This window comes from Streptomyces sp. NPDC127108 (assembly GCF_042677545.1).
Classification (GTDB): domain Bacteria; phylum Actinomycetota; class Actinomycetes; order Streptomycetales; family Streptomycetaceae; genus Streptomyces.
In genome coordinates this window covers 232,284-246,315 of the sequence record NZ_JBHXTE010000006.1, presented here as the reverse complement: position 1 = coordinate 246,315, position 14,032 = coordinate 232,284, and the positions used below count along the sequence as shown (strand labels likewise).

The following is a 14,032-nucleotide window of genomic DNA, read 5'->3' as shown; positions in this document are numbered from 1 at the left end:
AAGTACGTCCAGTACGAGGGCGATCCGGGCGCACGCCGAGAGCACGCACCAGACGCCGCGGGCTGTTCCGCGAAGATCCGCCGGACAGGCCCTAGGGCCGGCCGACCGAACGGGACCGGGCCGACCCACCGGACGCGGGGTCCCGGGCCCGGGACCCCGCGCTCAAGGCATACGCGCCGGTACGGGACAATGGAGCCGAGCGTCCGACTCACGGTGGCGCGGGACCGGCGATCCGCCCGGACCGGCGCCCACCCCACACGCATAGCTACGAGGAGCAAGTCATGGCGGGCAGCAGCCACGGACACGGTCACACCCCGGCCGCCTGGACCGGCGTCATCATCGCCTTCATCGGTTTCTGTGTCGCGGGCGCCTTCATGGTGATGGACAACCCGCTGGGCTTCTGGGCCGGTATGGCCCTCACCCTCGTGGGCGGCATCGTGGGCGGCGCCATGCGTCTCGCGGGCCTCGGCCAGAAGCCGCAGCGGGCGCCGCGGGTGGCGAGCTCCGAGAGCTGACCGCGACAGCGGGCACACGTACGCCTCAGGGGGGTCGGAACATGTTCCGACCCCCCTGAGGCGTACCCGGCCCCCCGGACCGGACCACTTCACCCCTCCGACGGCGTACCACCCGGGCGCACGGGCCCCGCGCGGGAGACAATGCCCGGGTGACCCCAGAACCGCAGACCACCGCGCCCCCGGGCCCGGCCGGGGCGCTCAGGCGCCTGGCCGTGCCGCTCGGACTGCTCGGCTCGGTCACCGCGGCCTTCGCGTACGTCGCCACGGTCGACCCGAACGAACCGGGCCACTACCCGCCCTGCCCGCTCCTGCACTACACGGGCGTCTTCTGCCCCGGCTGCGGCGGCCTGCGCAGCGCCCACGCCTTCGCCCACGGCGACCTGCCGACGGCCCTCGGCGCCAACGCGCTGGCCGTCGTGGGCTTCGGCCTGTTCGCGGTCGTGTGGGCCCTGTGGGCGCTCCGGACGGCGCGCGGCAGGCCGCTGCGGCTCGGACTGGGCCGCGCACAGCTGTGGGGCGTCGGCATCGTCGTCGCCCTGTTCACCCTCGTACGGAACCTGCCGTTCGGCGGGGCGCTGCACCCCTAGAGCCCGCCCTGGCACTCCGCCGCACGCCTGACAAATGTCCAGGTCGTGGGACCCGCGTCAACCGGATGCGGGTCCTTCGCCCTCCTGCGGATACCATCGCAGTGACCATGGGAAAGCCCGTCGAGGGCGGACCGAGTGGCGGTGTCCCGCTGGAACACCGCTCTGAAACTGCTTGAACGTAGATTCAACCGTCCTGGAAGGGGGCCGCTCGCGTGAGTGTGCTCGACGAGATCATCGACGGAGTCCGTGCCGACCTCGCAGAGCGGCAGGCGCGCGTCAGCCTCGACGAGCTCAAGGAGCGCGCGGCGAAGGCCCCCGCGGCCAAGGACGGGGTCGCCGCGCTGCGCGGCGACGGCGTCAAGGTCATCTGCGAGGTCAAGCGCTCCAGCCCGTCCAAGGGCGCGCTCGCCGCGATCGCCGACCCCGCGGGGCTCGCCGCCGACTACGAGGCCGGTGGCGCCGCCGCCATCTCCGTGCTCACCGAGGAGCGCCGCTTCGGCGGCTCGCTCGCCGACCTGGAGGCCGTGCGCGCCAAGGTCGACGTCCCGGTGCTCCGCAAGGACTTCATCGTCACGTCGTACCAGCTGTGGGAGGCCAGGGCGTACGGCGCCGACCTCGCCCTGCTGATCGTCGCCGCCCTCGACCAGCCCGCCCTCGAATCGCTGATCGAGCGCGCCGAGTCCATCGGCCTCACCCCGATCGTGGAGGTCCACGACGAGGACGAGGCCGAGCGGGCCGTCGACGCGGGCGCGAAGGTCATCGGCGTCAACGCGCGCGACCTGAAGACCCTCAAGGTCGACCGCGACACCTTCGAGCGGGTCGCGCCCGAGCTGCCCGACTCCGTCGTGAAGATCGCCGAGTCCGGGGTGCGCGGGCCGCACGACCTCATCGCCTACGCCAACGCGGGCGCCGACGCGGTGCTCGTCGGCGAGTCCCTCGTCACCGGCCGGGACCCGCGGGGCGCGGTGTCCGACCTCGTCGCCGCCGGGGCCCACCCGGCCCTCCGGCACGGCAGGAGCTGACCCGCACCGATGCCCGCCGACCTCTTCGCCGCCGCCGACCGCCCGGGCACGCGCCCGGACGGCGGCCGGGCGTGCGTGCGGTCGGCCGCGCCCCTCGGCCCCCCGCTCCCCGCGGGCCTCTCGGGCACCTGTGACCCGTACGCCCGCCTTGCCCGTGGCTGCCGGCCGCGGGGGTGCAGGGCGCCTGCGCGGCGGGTGCACGGGCGGCGGGTGCGGTACGTCATCGGGGACGAGCCCGGGCAGGTGAACGGCATGCGATGGCGCCCGCGCGACGCGCGCCTGCGCCTTTGCCTGCGGCATCGCTAGCGGGGAGTTCGGCACCGCCGGGACTCGCCGGTGGGGGTTGCTCGCCGTGGCGGCGGATTCTTTCCTTCCCCAACCCCGCCCCTTCCCGAACCCGGGGGCTCCGCCCCCGGACCCCCGGGTGGGTGGGAGAACCTGCACGCTTGGGTGGTTGGGAGAGCCCGCGCCCTCGGGTGGGTGGGAGAGCCCGCACCTTCGGATGGGTGGGAGAGCCCGCACCTTCGGGTGGTTGGGAGAGCCTGGCCCCCGGGTGGGTAGGAGAACCTGCACGCTTGGGTGGGTGGGAGGTCCCGCGCCCTCGGGTGGGTGGGAGAACCTGCACCTGCGGGGTGGGCCCGTTCCCGCACCCGGGTCCCACAGTTACGGGTGGGCGGGTGGGGCGATCCGCCGCGCAGCGGCGGGACGGCTTCCGCACCCGCACCCGGGGTCGAGGGCTCCCGCCGCACGGCGGTCCGCAGGGCCACCCGGGCCCCAGGGTCACGGGCGGGCGGGTGGGGCAATCCGCCGCGCAGCGGCGGGAACAGCTGCCGCCCCCCACCCCCGCCGGCCAGAGGCGCTCGCGCAATACGGTGACCGACAGTCCACCCCACATCACGCGAGGTTCCACATGCCCAGCGAGTACTTCATCCCCGACCCGGAGGGTCGGATCCCGAGCGCCGAAGGGTACTTCGGCGCGTTCGGCGGCAAGTTCATCCCGGAGGCGCTCGTCGCCGCCGTCGACGAGGTGGCCGTCGAGTTCGACAAGGCGAAGGCGGACCCTGAGTTCGCCCGCGAGCTGGACGACCTGCTCGTGAACTACACGGGCCGCCCGAGCGCCCTCACGGAGGTGCCGAGGTTCGCCGAACACGCCGGTGGCGCCCGGGTGTTCCTCAAGCGGGAGGACCTGAACCACACCGGGTCCCACAAGATCAACAACGTGCTCGGGCAGGCGCTCCTGACGAAGCGCATGGGGAAGACCCGGGTGATCGCCGAGACCGGTGCCGGTCAGCACGGCGTGGCCACCGCCACCGCCTGCGCGCTGTTCGGGCTCGAGTGCACCATCTACATGGGGGAGATCGACACCCAGCGGCAGGCACTCAACGTCGCGCGGATGCGGATGCTCGGCGCCGAGGTCATCGCCGTGAAGTCCGGCAGCCGTACGCTCAAGGACGCGATCAACGAGGCGTTCCGCGACTGGGTGGCCAACGTCGACCACACCCACTACCTGTTCGGGACCGTGGCGGGCCCGCACCCCTTCCCCGCCATGGTCCGCGACTTCCACCGCGTCATCGGCGTCGAGGCCAGGCGGCAGATCCTGGAGCGCGCCGGGCGCCTGCCCGACGCGGCCGTCGCCTGCGTCGGCGGCGGTTCCAACGCGATCGGCCTGTTCCACGCGTTCATCCCGGACGCGGACGTACGCCTGATCGGCTGCGAGCCCGCGGGGCACGGCGTGGAGACCGGCGAGCACGCCGCCACGCTGACGGCGGGCGAGCCGGGCATCCTGCACGGCTCGCGCAGCTACGTGCTCCAGGACGAGGAGGGCCAGATCACCGAGCCGTACTCGATCTCGGCCGGACTCGACTATCCGGGCATCGGCCCCGAGCACGCCTTCCTGAAGGACAGCGGCCGCGGCGAGTACCGCGCGGTCACCGACGGCGCCGCGATGGAGGCCCTGCGCCTGCTCTCGCGCACCGAGGGCATCATCCCGGCGATCGAGAGCGCGCACGCCCTCGCGGGCGCCCTGGAGGTCGGCAAGGAGCTGGGCAAGGACGGGCTGATCGTCGTCAACCTGTCGGGCCGCGGCGACAAGGACATGGACACCGCCGCCCGCTACTTCAACCTGTACGACACGGACGCCGCCGCCGTCGCGGCGGACGCGGCCGGCGAGCACGCCGAGATCGAGGGGGACGTCAAGTGAGCGGCAACATCCAGCTGTTGAACGACACCCTCGCCGCCGCCAAGGCCGAGGGCAGGTCGGCCCTGATCGCCTACCTCCCGGCGGGCTTCCCCACCGTGGACGGCGGCATCGAGGCCATCAAGGCGGCCTTCGACGGCGGCGCCGACGTCGTCGAGGTCGGCCTGCCGCACAGCGACCCCGTCCTGGACGGGCCGGTCATCCAGACCGCCGACGACATCGCCCTGCGCGGCGGCGTGAAGATCGCCGACGTGTTCCGAACGGTGCGCGAGGCACACGCGGCCACGGGCAAGCCGGTGCTCGTCATGACGTACTGGAACCCCATCGACCGCTACGGCGTGGAGCGCTTCACCGCCGAGCTCGCGCAGGCGGGCGGCGCGGGCTGCATCCTGCCCGACCTGCCGGTGCAGGAGTCGGCGCTGTGGCGCGAGCACGCGGCCAAGCACGGCCTCGCCACCGTCTTCGTCGTCGCGCCGAGCAGCAAGGACGCCCGGCTCGCGACGATCACGGCGGCCGGTTCGGGCTTCGTGTACGCGGCCTCCCTGATGGGTGTCACCGGCACCCGCGTGTCCGTGGGAGCCCAGGCGCAGAACCTGGTGGAGCGCACCCGCGCGACCACCGAACTGCCGGTCTGCGTCGGCCTCGGCGTCTCGAACGCCGCGCAGGCCGCCGAGGTCGCGGGCTTCGCCGACGGAGTCATCGTCGGCTCGGCGTTCGTCCAGCGGATGCTGGACGCCGACGACGAGGCGGCCGGTGTCGCCGCGGTCCGCGAGCTCGCCGGCGAACTGGCGAAGGGCGTACGCGAACACGCGTAATCCTTAAGGGTGGACCTGGGACCGGGGAGGCCGCACGGGCCTCCCCGGTTCGTTTGCCCCGATGTGAGCGAGAAGAACCGAGAAGGTAAGCAATCGGCCCGTGAACGCCTCGCGGTGGAGCGGGAGCGGCAGAAGGCGCGCGACAAGCGGCGCCGCACGCTCCTGGTCAGCGCCGCCGTCGTCGGCGTGCTCGGCCTGGCCGCGGTCGTCGGCGTGCTCGCGGCCAACGCGGGCGACGACAAGAAGGAGAAGGACACCGCGGGTCCCGTCGTCGTGCCCAAGGGAGCGAGCGGCGAGGACGAGCTGTCCATTCCGCTCGGCAAGGACAGCGCGAAGTCCACGCTCACGGTCTGGGAGGACTTCCGCTGCCCGGCCTGCAAGCAGTTCGAGGACATGTACCGCTCGACGATCAACGACCTCGCGGCCCGGGGCATGCTGAAGGTGGACTACCACCTCGCGACCCTCATCGACGGCAACATGGGCGGCAGCGGCTCCCTGCACGCCGCCAACGCCGCCGCCTGCGCCCAGGACGCGGGCAAGTTCGCGCCGTACCACGACGAGCTGTTCAAGAACCAGCCGCCCGAGCCCGACGACGCCTTCGCCGACAACGCCAAGCTGATCGAGCTGGCGGGCAAGGTCGAAGGGCTTGTCACCGCCCCGTTCAAGAAGTGCGTGAACGACGGCACCCACAACAGCTGGGTCGGCAAGTCCCACGAGGCCTTCCAGAAGGCCAAGCTCCGCGGCACGCCCACGGTCCTGCTCGACGGCAAGGACATCTTCGGCGACCAGCAGAACCCGCTGACCCCCCAGAAGCTCAAGGCCATGGTGGAGAAGGCGAACCAGTAGCCGGGCGGCGGTCCGGCGGTTTCGTGCGGCCCGGGGACGGGGGCGTCGGCCCCGCCCCGGGCCCGTCTGTTCCCGGCCCCGTTATGGACCCGTTGCGGGGCTGGCTGCCGTCGTCGCCGCCCGGCACGGTAGCGTCGACCCTGCCATGGAATTTGCCTACATCCCCAGCCCGTCGCGCGGAGTGGTCGATCTCGGCCCGATTCCGCTGCGCGGCTACGCGTTCTGCATCATCATCGGCGTCTTCGTTGCCGTGTGGCTCGGCAACAAGCGGTGGATCGCCCGCGGTGGCCGACCCGGCACCGTGGCCGACATCTCCGTGTGGGCGGTGCCCTTCGGACTCGTCGGCGGCCGCCTCTACCACGTCATCACGGACTACCAGCTGTACTTCAGCGACGGCCGTGACTGGGTGGACGCCTTCAAGATCTGGGAGGGCGGGCTCGGCATCTGGGGCGCCATCGCCTTCGGCGCCGTCGGCGCCTGGATCGGCTGTCGCCGCCGGGGCATCCCGCTGCCCGCGTGGGCCGACGCGCTGGCGCCCGGCATCGCCATCGCCCAGGCCATCGGCCGCTGGGGGAACTGGTTCAACCAGGAGCTGTACGGCAAGAAGACCGACGTGCCGTGGGCGCTGAAGATCACCTCCGCGGAGGACGGCCGGGTCCCCGGGACCTACCACCCGACGTTCCTGTACGAGTCGCTGTGGTGCATCGGCGTCGCCGTCCTGGTCATCTGGGCCGACCGCCGCTTCAAGCTCGGCCACGGCCGCGCCTTCGCGCTGTACGTCGCGTCGTACTGCGTCGGCCGCTTCTGGACCGAGTACCTGCGCGTCGACGACGCGCACGAGGTCCTCGGCCTGCGCCTGAACAACTGGACGGCGCTCCTCGTCTTCGTCCTGGCCGTCGTCTACTTCGTGGTGTCGGCGCGGACGCGGCCCGGCCGCGAGGAGGTCGTCGAACCCGGCGCGGCGGCGGAGAGGCAGCTCTCGGGGGCCGACGACGGCGACGCGGCATCCGACGACACCGCCGAGGCCGGTGACGGCGTCGGCGACGGCGGCGACAAGGAGCCCGCCGACGCCACGTCCGGCGGCGACACCAGGACCACGTCCCTGACCAAGCCGAAGACCACGGACGCGGCCGACAAGGGTTGACGGGGCTAGGGCGCGCTCCCGGCCAGGGCCAGCGTCCTGCGGGCCTGCTCCACCACCGCCCGGTCCACGAAGCGGCCGTCGGGGAGGGCGAGCGCGCCCTCCTCGGACGCCGCCGCCTTGAGGACCGACTCGGCCTCCTCGACCTCCCGGGCGGTGGGCAGATAGGCGCGCTCGATCACCGGGAGCTGACGCGGGTGGATCGCGGCGCGGCCCAGGAAGCCCAGGGTGCGCCCGTGCGCGCAGGACGCCGCGAGGCCGTCCGTGTCCCGGATGTCGGGGTGCACGGACTGCGGCGGCGCCGGGAGCGCCGCCGCCCGCGCGGCCACGATCACCCGCGAGCGTGCCCAGTCGAGCCCCGCGTCCTCGCGTACGCCCAGGTCGGCGCGGAGGTCGGCCTCCCCGATGGACACCCCGCGCAGGGCCGGGTGCGCGGTGGCGATGGCGTGGGCCCGCTCGATGCCGAGGGCGGATTCCAGGAGGGCGTGCAGGGCGGGCGCCCCGCCGTCGTGCGGCGCCGCCCGCTCCGCCGCGCGGATCACGTCGGCCGGTGAGGTGACCTTGGGCAGCCGCAGTCCGGCGAGGCCGGGCAGCGGGGCGACGGCTTCGAGGTCCGCGTCGGACAGCGGGGTGCCGAGCGCGTTCACACGGACCTGCACGGCCGGGCGGGCGGTGCCGGGCGACGGCGGGTGCGGCGGCTCGGCGAGGAGTTCCGCGGTGGCCGCGCGGGCGTACTCCTTGCGGGCCGGGGCCACCGCGTCCTCCAGGTCGACCACCACCACGTCCGCGCCCGCCACGAGCGCCTTCGCCACCACGTCGGGCCGGTCCCCGGGAACGTACAGCCAGGTCAGCGGGATCGGTCTCACAGGGCTCCCGCCTTGCGCAGCGAGGTGATCTCGTCTTCGGTGAGGCCGAGCTCGGTGAGGACCGCCTCGGTGTCGGCGCCGTGCGGGCGGCCCGCCCAGCGGATGGCGCCAGGGGTCTCGCTGAGGCGGAACAGCACGTTCTGCATGCGCAGGTCGCCCAGCTCCGGGTCGTCCGGGACGGTGGTGATGGTGCCCAGGGCCGCGTACTGGGGGTCGGTCATGACGTCGCGTACGTCCTGGATCGGCGCCACCGCCGCCTCCGCCTTCTCGAACGCCTCGATCACCTCGGTGCGGGTGCGCTCGGCGATCCACGCGCCGACCGCCTCGTCGAGGACGTCCGCGTGGGCGGCCCGCCCCGTGCCGGAGCCGAACCACGGCTCGGAGATCAGGTCGGGGCGGCCCACGAGCCGCAGCACGCGCTCGGCGATCGACTGGGCGGAGGTGGAGACGGCGACCCAGTCGCCGTCCGCCGTGCGGTAGGTGTTGCGGGGCGCGTTGTTCGCGGAGCGGTTGCCGGTGCGCGCCTGTACGTGGCCGAGCTGGTCGTACCAGAGGGGCTGCGGGCCGAGCACCGTGAGGATCGGCTCGATGATCGCCATGTCGACGACCTGGCCCCGGCCCGTGCGGTCGCGTGCCGCCAGGGCGGTCATGACCGCGTACGCCGTCGCCAGGCCCGCGATGGAGTCCGCGAGGCCGAACGGCGGCAGCGTCGGCGGCCCGTCCGGCTCCCCGGTGACCGCGGCGAACCCGCACATCGCCTCCGCGAGGGTGCCGAACCCTGGGCGGCGCGCGTACGGCCCGAACTGGCCGAAGCCGGTGACGCGGGCGAGGACGAGGCGCGGGTTCGCGGCGCTCAGCTCCGGCCAGCCGAGGTTCCACTTCTCCAGGGTGCCGGGGCGGAAGTTCTCGACGATCACGTCCGCTCCGGCGGCCAGCCGGAGAAGGGTGGCGCGGCCGCCGGGGGTGGAGAGGTCGAGGGTCATCGTGCGCTTGTTGCGGCCGAGCAGCTTCCACCACAGGCCGACGCCGTCCTTCGCCGGGCCGTGCCCCCGGGACGGGTCGGGGCGCCTGGGGTGCTCGACCTTGACGACGTCCGCGCCGAAGTCGCCGAGGAGGGTGGCGGCGAGGGGACCGGCGAAGAGGGTGGCCAGGTCGAGGACGCGCAGTCCCGTCAGCGGCGGCTGCGGCGGGGCCGGGGGCGCGGCCGGGGGTGTCGCGGGGGTCATGCCGTCGCTCCCGCTTCGGCGTCGATCTCCGCGCGGTACGGCATGGAGGTCGCCGCGCCCGGGCGCTGCACGGAGAGCGCGGACGCCGCCGACGCCCAACTCAGTGCCCCTGGAAGGGAATTGCCCTCGCAGAGCGCCACCGCGAGCGCGCCCGCGAAGGTGTCGCCCGCGCCCGTCGTGTCCACCGCCGCGACCCGCCGCGCGGGCACCGTGACGGGCTCGGCGCCCCGGGCCGCGTACAGGCTGCCCGCCGCGCCCAGCGTCACGACGACCTCCGGGACCTGGGAGAGCAGTGCCCGGGCCGCCGCGGCCGGGTCGGTGATGCCGGTGAGGGCGGCGGCCTCGTGCTCGTTGGGGAGCAACAGGTCGGTGGCGGCGAGGAGTTCGGGCGGCAGGGGCTGCGCCGGGGCCGGGGTGAGGATGGTGCGCACGCCGTGTTCGCGGGCGGTGCGGGCGGCGGCGAGGACGCCCTCCAGCGGGACCTCCAGCTGGAGCAGGAGCGCGGCGGCGGAGGCGATCTCGGCCTTGTCGCCCGCGGAGAGCGCGGTGAGCGTGGCGTTCGCGCCGGGGATGACGACGATCGCGTTGCCGCCGTCGTCGTCGACGACGATGTGGGCCGTGCCGCTCGCGCCCTCGACCGTGCGCAGCAGGTCGGTGTCCACGCCCGAGTGGTCGAGGGCGGACCGCAGTTGGGAGCCGAAGGCGTCGTTGCCGACCGCGCCGATCATCGCGACGGTGGCGCCCGCGCGGGCCGCGGCGACGGCCTGGTTGGCGCCCTTGCCGCCGGGAAGGGTGCGGAACTCGCGGCCGGTGACGGTCTCCCCGCGCTGCGGGGCTTTGGCCACGTACGCGACGAGGTCCATGTTGGTGCTGCCGAGGACGGCGATGTGGGGGCGGGTCATGGGCGGGGTGCCTCCTGGAGGGTGGGGTCGCGGGTGAGGTGCGCGGTGAGCCGCGCGAGGGTGTCGAAGCCGATGCCGTGGAAGCCGCCGACCGAGGTCGCGAGCCGGTTCTCCAGCGGCGCCGTCCAGCGGTCCGGGAGCGCGTCCGGCCGACCGGACAGCAGGCCCGCGACCGAGCCCGCCGTCGCCCCGTTGGAGTCCGTGTCCCAGCCGCCCGACACCACGCGCGTGATCGAGGCGGTGAAGTCGCCGTCGGCGTGCGTGAGGGCCGCCGCGAGCAGCGCCGCGTTCGGGACGACGTGGACCCAGTGGTACCCGCCGTACTCCGCGTGCAGGTGGTCCACCACGGTGTCGAAGTCCCGGTGCGCCCCGGCCAGCCGGATGCCGCGGCGGACCGCGGCGGCGAGGCGCGAGTCCGGCGGGACCGCGTCCAGGCCCGCCGCGAGACTGGCGTGCACGTCGGCCGTCCCGGACGCCGCCGTCGCGATCGTCGCCGCCGCGAACATCGCCCCGTACACGCCGTTGTCCGTGTGGGTCAGACACGCGTCCCGGTACGCCTGCTCGGCCGCCGCCGCCGGGTCGCCCGGGTTCGTCCAGCCGTGCACGTCCGCGCGGATGAGGGCGCCGATCCACTCGCGGAAGGGGTTGTGGTGGCGGGCCGTGCGCGGTGGCGGTACGCCGTTCAGGAGGTTGCGGTACGCCACGCGTTCCGCCGTGAACGTCCTCGCGGCCGGGAGTTCCTCCAGCCACAGCGCGGCCACGTCGTGCGTCGTGAACGCCTTGCCGTGGCGTTGCAGGAGGAGCAGGTTCAGGAGGGGGTAGTTGAGGTCGTCGTCCTCCGGCATGCCGTTGATGTTCTCGGCGAGGGAGGTCGGTGCCGAGCGTCTGTTCCAGGGGTACGCGGTGGTCAGCTCGGGTGGGAGGCCTCTTGCCGTGAACCAGGTGTCCAGGGGCCAGTTGCCGGTGGCTCTCGCGAGGGCGCGGATGCCTTCGAGGGGGAGCTTCTCGACCGGCTTGCCGAGGAGGCAGCCTGCGGCTCGGCCGAGCCAGGCGGCGTGGAGGCGGGTGGGGTGCCCTGCGGGGCTTTCCCCGGTCCCGCCCCTTCCCGAAACCGGGGGCTGCCGCCCCCGGACCCCCGCCATCGGCGCTTCGCGCCTCGTCCTCAAACGCCGGACGGGCTCGAAAGACCCGTCCAGTCCCTCCAGTCCCTCCAGTCCGTCCAGTTCGGTCAGCAGGTCTTCCGCCAGGGCGCGCAGTCCCGGTGACGTCGGGTGCGGGGACGCGCCCGATACCGGCGGGGTGGGGGAGCCTCCCGCCGCCAGCCAGCGGGAGCGCGTCGACGTGACGTCTCTGCCCTCCTCCTCCGCCTGGCGGAACTCGTGGGTGATGAGGTCCTCGGGCTGGAGCCAGGTCAGGCGCGTCATTCGGCGTCGTCCGTCAGGGCCGTGAACGCCGACTCGTGGGCGCGGCGGCGGGCACGGTCCTTGGCGAAGACCTCCCGGGTGACCTCCGCGAGGGTGGTCGCCGGGGCGTGCAGGTCGAGGCGGCTGGCGCGGGACACCGTCGCCGACCAGTCCTCGGGGACGGGGGCCGCGCCGTGCAGGGCGCCCGCGATCGCGCCGCTCATCGTGGCGGTCGAGTCGCAGTCGCGGCCGTAGTTCACCGAGCCGAGGACCGCTTGGCGGTAGTCGCCGTCGGCGATCAGGAGCATGGCGAGGGCGACGGGGAGTTCCTCGATGGCGTGCAGGCGCGAGGGGCGGCGGGCGCCGAGGGACGGGGCGCGATAGTCGGGGCCGACCGTGTCGAAGGGGGCGACCGCCGTCCGGAGCGGGACGAGCGCGGGCTCGAACTCGTCGTATCCGCAGGCCACTTCGGCCACGGCCTCGATCGCCGCGCGCGTGCCGTCCTTCGCCAGGGCGAGGCAGGTGTCGATGACCGAGGTGGGCGTCGCGCCGGGGGAGCAGGCCGCCGCCACGGCCGCCGCGAAGACCCCGGCGGCCTCCCTGCCGTACGACGACTGGTGCGCGCCCGCGACGTCCAGGGCCTCGGCGTACGCGCCCGCCGGGTTCGCCGCGTTGACCAGGCCGACCGGCGCCATGTACATCGCCGCGCCGCAGTTGACGATGTTGCCCGCGCCCGCCTCGCGCGGATCGACGTGGCCGTAGTGGAGGCGGGCCACGAGCCACTTCTCGGCGAGGAAGAGGCGTTGCAGGGGGAGGGCGTCGGCTTCGAGTTCGGGGATCCAGCGGGGCGTGGTGATCAGGTCGGGGACCAGGTGGTCGGCGATCGCGTACGCGTCCAGGTGGTCGCGGACCGTGGCGTACACGCGGACCAGCGCGTGGGTCATCAGGGTGTCGTCGGTGATGTGCCCGTCGCCCTTGTGGTACGGGGCGATGGGGCGGGCCGTGCGCCACTCGTCCCCGTGCCAGGGGCCGACGACGCCCCGGACGCGGCCGCCGTGGCGCTCCGCGATCTGCTCGGGGGAGCAGCCCTCGACGGGGCCGCCGAGCGCGTCACCGACCGCCGCGCCGACCAGGGCGCCCGTCACGCGGTCGATGAGGGTCAGCGTCGGGCGGCTCGCCCGGGCGCCGCCCGGTGTCGGATCCAGTGGTGGCATGTCCCGAGTCCTCCTGTGGGGTGGGTGGTTCGGTGTGTGCCCGCGCCAACTGCCCGGCCAGCTCCACCAGATCGGTGCCCGCGAGGCGGGGCAGGGCGCAGCCGGAGAGGGTGCGGCAGGTCTCCCGCCACGTGTACGGGATGGCGGTGGCCGTGGCCAGGGCGCCGGTCAGCGCGCCGGTGAGGGCGGGTGCGGAGTCCGCCACGCGGGACAGGCAGGCGGCCGCGGGCACCGCCTCGCGGATCCGGCCCCCGGAGGCGACGGCCAGGGCCAGGGCCACCGGGACGGTCTCGGCTGCGGCGATGCCGTAGCTGTAGACGTGGTCGACGATCTGGTGCTCCAGGAGCGGGATCAGGGCGAAGGCGGCGTCGCCGGGGTGCGGGTCCTCGTGCGGGCCGGGGTGCGGTGCGCAGTCGCGGGCCAGGTCCAGGGCGTGGCGGGCGTTGCGGCCGATCTCCGTGTGCGCGGGCAGTTGGGCGAGGGCGGCGGCCGCGGCCTCCTCGGGGGTCGCGCCCACGAGCGCGGTCGCGATCGCCGCGGCCATCGCGCGGGCGCCGTGCACGCCGTCGCCGTCCTGGGTGTAGCGGGCGTCGAACTCGGCCAGGTCGGCGGCCCGTTCGGGGTCGCCCGGGTGGACCAGGGCGAGGACGCAGGCGCGTACGCAGGCCGCGTCGTCGAAGAAGTGCGGGTTGTCGTGGCCGGTGGCGGGTGGGCGCAGGCCCGCCGCGAGGTTGCCGAGGCCCGCGCGTACGGAGATGCGGGCGCGCAGGGGGAGCAGGGCCGACTCCACCTCCGGGGCCCGGGCCGCCGCCGCTGCCACCTCGCTGGCCAGGGTGTTCCAGGCCAGGGCGAGGGTCGCTCGGGTGCGGCGGTCCCTGGTGAGGGTGCCGTCCAGGGTGCCGTCCGTCGCCTTCAGTACGGCTTCGGCGGTGAAGGCCGCCCACTCGGCGTCGTCGGAGGGGCCGAGGCGGAGGGGTTCGGGGGGCTGGTTCAGGGCGATGGGGACGGGGAGGGTGGTGGTCGCGTTGTGCTCGGCGAAGGTGTCGAGTTCCCGGGTGAGGCGGCGGGTCCAGGTGGGCATCCGCGCTGCGCGGTGGCGGGCCGCGGGCCAGCCTGCGGCGTCGCCTGCGGCCAGGCCCAGGAGGAGGCCTTCGGTGCGGGCGCCCGTCGTCGTGCCCTGTACCGGGGTGGCCCGAGGGGGGCTTTGGCCGGCGTGGGGCTCGGGGGTGCCCGGCGCCGGGGTTTGCCCAGGTGGGCCTTGGGGGGCGTCCGCGTAAGGGTGGCCCGGCACCGGGGCT

General features: G+C 74.4%; 14 protein-coding genes. 8 read left to right on the top strand and 6 right to left on the bottom strand.

What is annotated here, in order from left to right:
- Positions 1 to 281: 281 nt before the first annotated feature.
- The 8 genes from ACFVHO_RS07565 (at position 282) to lgt (ending at position 7,126) form a co-directional block, all read left to right on the top strand.
- Positions 282 to 515: an HGxxPAAW family protein gene (locus ACFVHO_RS07565; RefSeq protein ID WP_289952043.1), complete on the top strand. Its 234-nt coding sequence runs from the start codon at positions 282 to 284 to the stop codon at positions 513 to 515.
- A 149-nt stretch (positions 516 to 664) separates the two neighbouring features.
- A complete protein-coding gene (locus ACFVHO_RS07560; protein WP_385711194.1) occupies positions 665 to 1,102 on the top strand; it encodes a DUF2752 domain-containing protein in 438 nt (145 codons plus the stop codon).
- Between the two features lie 212 nt (positions 1,103 to 1,314).
- Complete coding sequence (gene trpC / locus ACFVHO_RS07555) at positions 1,315 to 2,124, top strand: indole-3-glycerol phosphate synthase TrpC (RefSeq protein WP_385711192.1); 810 nt, start codon at positions 1,315 to 1,317, stop codon at positions 2,122 to 2,124.
- Positions 2,125 to 2,133: 9 nt separating this feature from the next.
- A complete protein-coding gene (trpM, locus tag ACFVHO_RS07550; RefSeq protein ID WP_385711190.1) occupies positions 2,134 to 2,430 on the top strand; it encodes a tryptophan biosynthesis modulator TrpM in 297 nt (98 codons plus the stop codon).
- Positions 2,431 to 3,034: 604 nt separating this feature from the next.
- Complete coding sequence (gene trpB / locus ACFVHO_RS07545; protein WP_385711188.1) at positions 3,035 to 4,324, top strand: tryptophan synthase subunit beta; 1,290 nt, start codon at positions 3,035 to 3,037, stop codon at positions 4,322 to 4,324.
- On the top strand, positions 4,321 to 5,136 hold the full coding sequence (gene trpA, locus ACFVHO_RS07540; RefSeq protein ID WP_385711187.1) for a tryptophan synthase subunit alpha: 816 nt from the start codon (positions 4,321 to 4,323) through the stop codon (positions 5,134 to 5,136). Before trpB ends, trpA begins: the two co-directional genes overlap by 4 nt.
- Positions 5,137 to 5,199: 63 nt before the next feature.
- Positions 5,200 to 5,982: a DsbA family protein gene (locus ACFVHO_RS07535; protein ID WP_385711185.1), complete on the top strand. Its 783-nt coding sequence runs from the start codon at positions 5,200 to 5,202 to the stop codon at positions 5,980 to 5,982.
- A gap of 145 nt (positions 5,983 to 6,127) precedes the next feature.
- Positions 6,128 to 7,126 (top strand): prolipoprotein diacylglyceryl transferase, encoded by a 999-nt coding sequence (lgt, locus tag ACFVHO_RS07530; RefSeq protein ID WP_385711183.1) that lies wholly within the window; start codon positions 6,128 to 6,130, stop codon positions 7,124 to 7,126.
- A gap of 5 nt (positions 7,127 to 7,131) precedes the next feature.
- Here lgt and ACFVHO_RS07525 read toward each other — a convergent pair whose 3' ends face one another.
- From ACFVHO_RS07525 to ACFVHO_RS07500, 6 genes are read right to left on the bottom strand one after another with little or no spacing between them, the layout of a single operon-like run.
- A complete protein-coding gene (locus ACFVHO_RS07525; RefSeq protein ID WP_385711181.1) occupies positions 7,132 to 7,989 on the bottom strand; it encodes an HpcH/HpaI aldolase/citrate lyase family protein in 858 nt (285 codons plus the stop codon).
- The gene (locus ACFVHO_RS07520; RefSeq protein WP_385711179.1) at positions 7,986 to 9,215 is read right to left on the bottom strand and encodes a CaiB/BaiF CoA transferase family protein; all 1,230 of its coding nucleotides are present in this window, start codon (positions 9,213 to 9,215) and stop codon (positions 7,986 to 7,988) included. Before ACFVHO_RS07520 ends, ACFVHO_RS07525 begins: the two co-directional genes overlap by 4 nt.
- Positions 9,212 to 10,117, bottom strand: a complete 906-nt coding sequence (gene rbsK, locus ACFVHO_RS07515) for a ribokinase (RefSeq protein WP_385711177.1) — start codon at positions 10,115 to 10,117, stop codon at positions 9,212 to 9,214. The genes ACFVHO_RS07520 and rbsK overlap by 4 nt, the downstream gene beginning before the upstream one ends.
- Complete coding sequence (locus ACFVHO_RS07510) at positions 10,114 to 11,541, bottom strand: ADP-ribosylglycohydrolase family protein (RefSeq protein ID WP_385711175.1); 1,428 nt, start codon at positions 11,539 to 11,541, stop codon at positions 10,114 to 10,116. Before ACFVHO_RS07510 ends, rbsK begins: the two co-directional genes overlap by 4 nt.
- Entirely contained in the window at positions 11,538 to 12,734 is a 1,197-nt protein-coding gene (locus ACFVHO_RS07505) for an ADP-ribosylglycohydrolase family protein (RefSeq protein WP_385711173.1), read from the bottom strand. Before ACFVHO_RS07505 ends, ACFVHO_RS07510 begins: the two co-directional genes overlap by 4 nt.
- Positions 12,631 to 14,025 (bottom strand): ADP-ribosylglycohydrolase family protein, encoded by a 1,395-nt coding sequence (locus ACFVHO_RS07500; protein ID WP_385711220.1) that lies wholly within the window; start codon positions 14,023 to 14,025, stop codon positions 12,631 to 12,633. Before ACFVHO_RS07500 ends, ACFVHO_RS07505 begins: the two co-directional genes overlap by 104 nt.
- Positions 14,026 to 14,032: the final 7 nt, after the last annotated feature.

Bases quoted from the DNA above. Each gene is read 5' to 3' on its own strand.
- ACFVHO_RS07565 (WP_289952043.1), top strand. From the start codon at position 282: ATGGCGGGCAGCAGCCACGGACACGGTCACACCCCGGCCGCCTGGACC.
- trpM (WP_385711190.1), top strand. From the start codon at position 2,134: ATGCCCGCCGACCTCTTCGCCGCCGCCGACCGCCCGGGCACGCGCCCG.
- trpB (WP_385711188.1), top strand. From the start codon at position 3,035: ATGCCCAGCGAGTACTTCATCCCCGACCCGGAGGGTCGGATCCCGAGC.
- lgt (WP_385711183.1), top strand. From the start codon at position 6,128: ATGGAATTTGCCTACATCCCCAGCCCGTCGCGCGGAGTGGTCGATCTC.
- ACFVHO_RS07520 (WP_385711179.1), bottom strand. From the start codon at position 9,215: ATGACCCCCGCGACACCCCCGGCCGCGCCCCCGGCCCCGCCGCAGCCG.
- rbsK (WP_385711177.1), bottom strand. From the start codon at position 10,117: ATGACCCGCCCCCACATCGCCGTCCTCGGCAGCACCAACATGGACCTC.
- ACFVHO_RS07510 (WP_385711175.1), bottom strand. From the start codon at position 11,541: ATGACGCGCCTGACCTGGCTCCAGCCCGAGGACCTCATCACCCACGAG.
- ACFVHO_RS07505 (WP_385711173.1), bottom strand. From the start codon at position 12,734: ATGCCACCACTGGATCCGACACCGGGCGGCGCCCGGGCGAGCCGCCCG.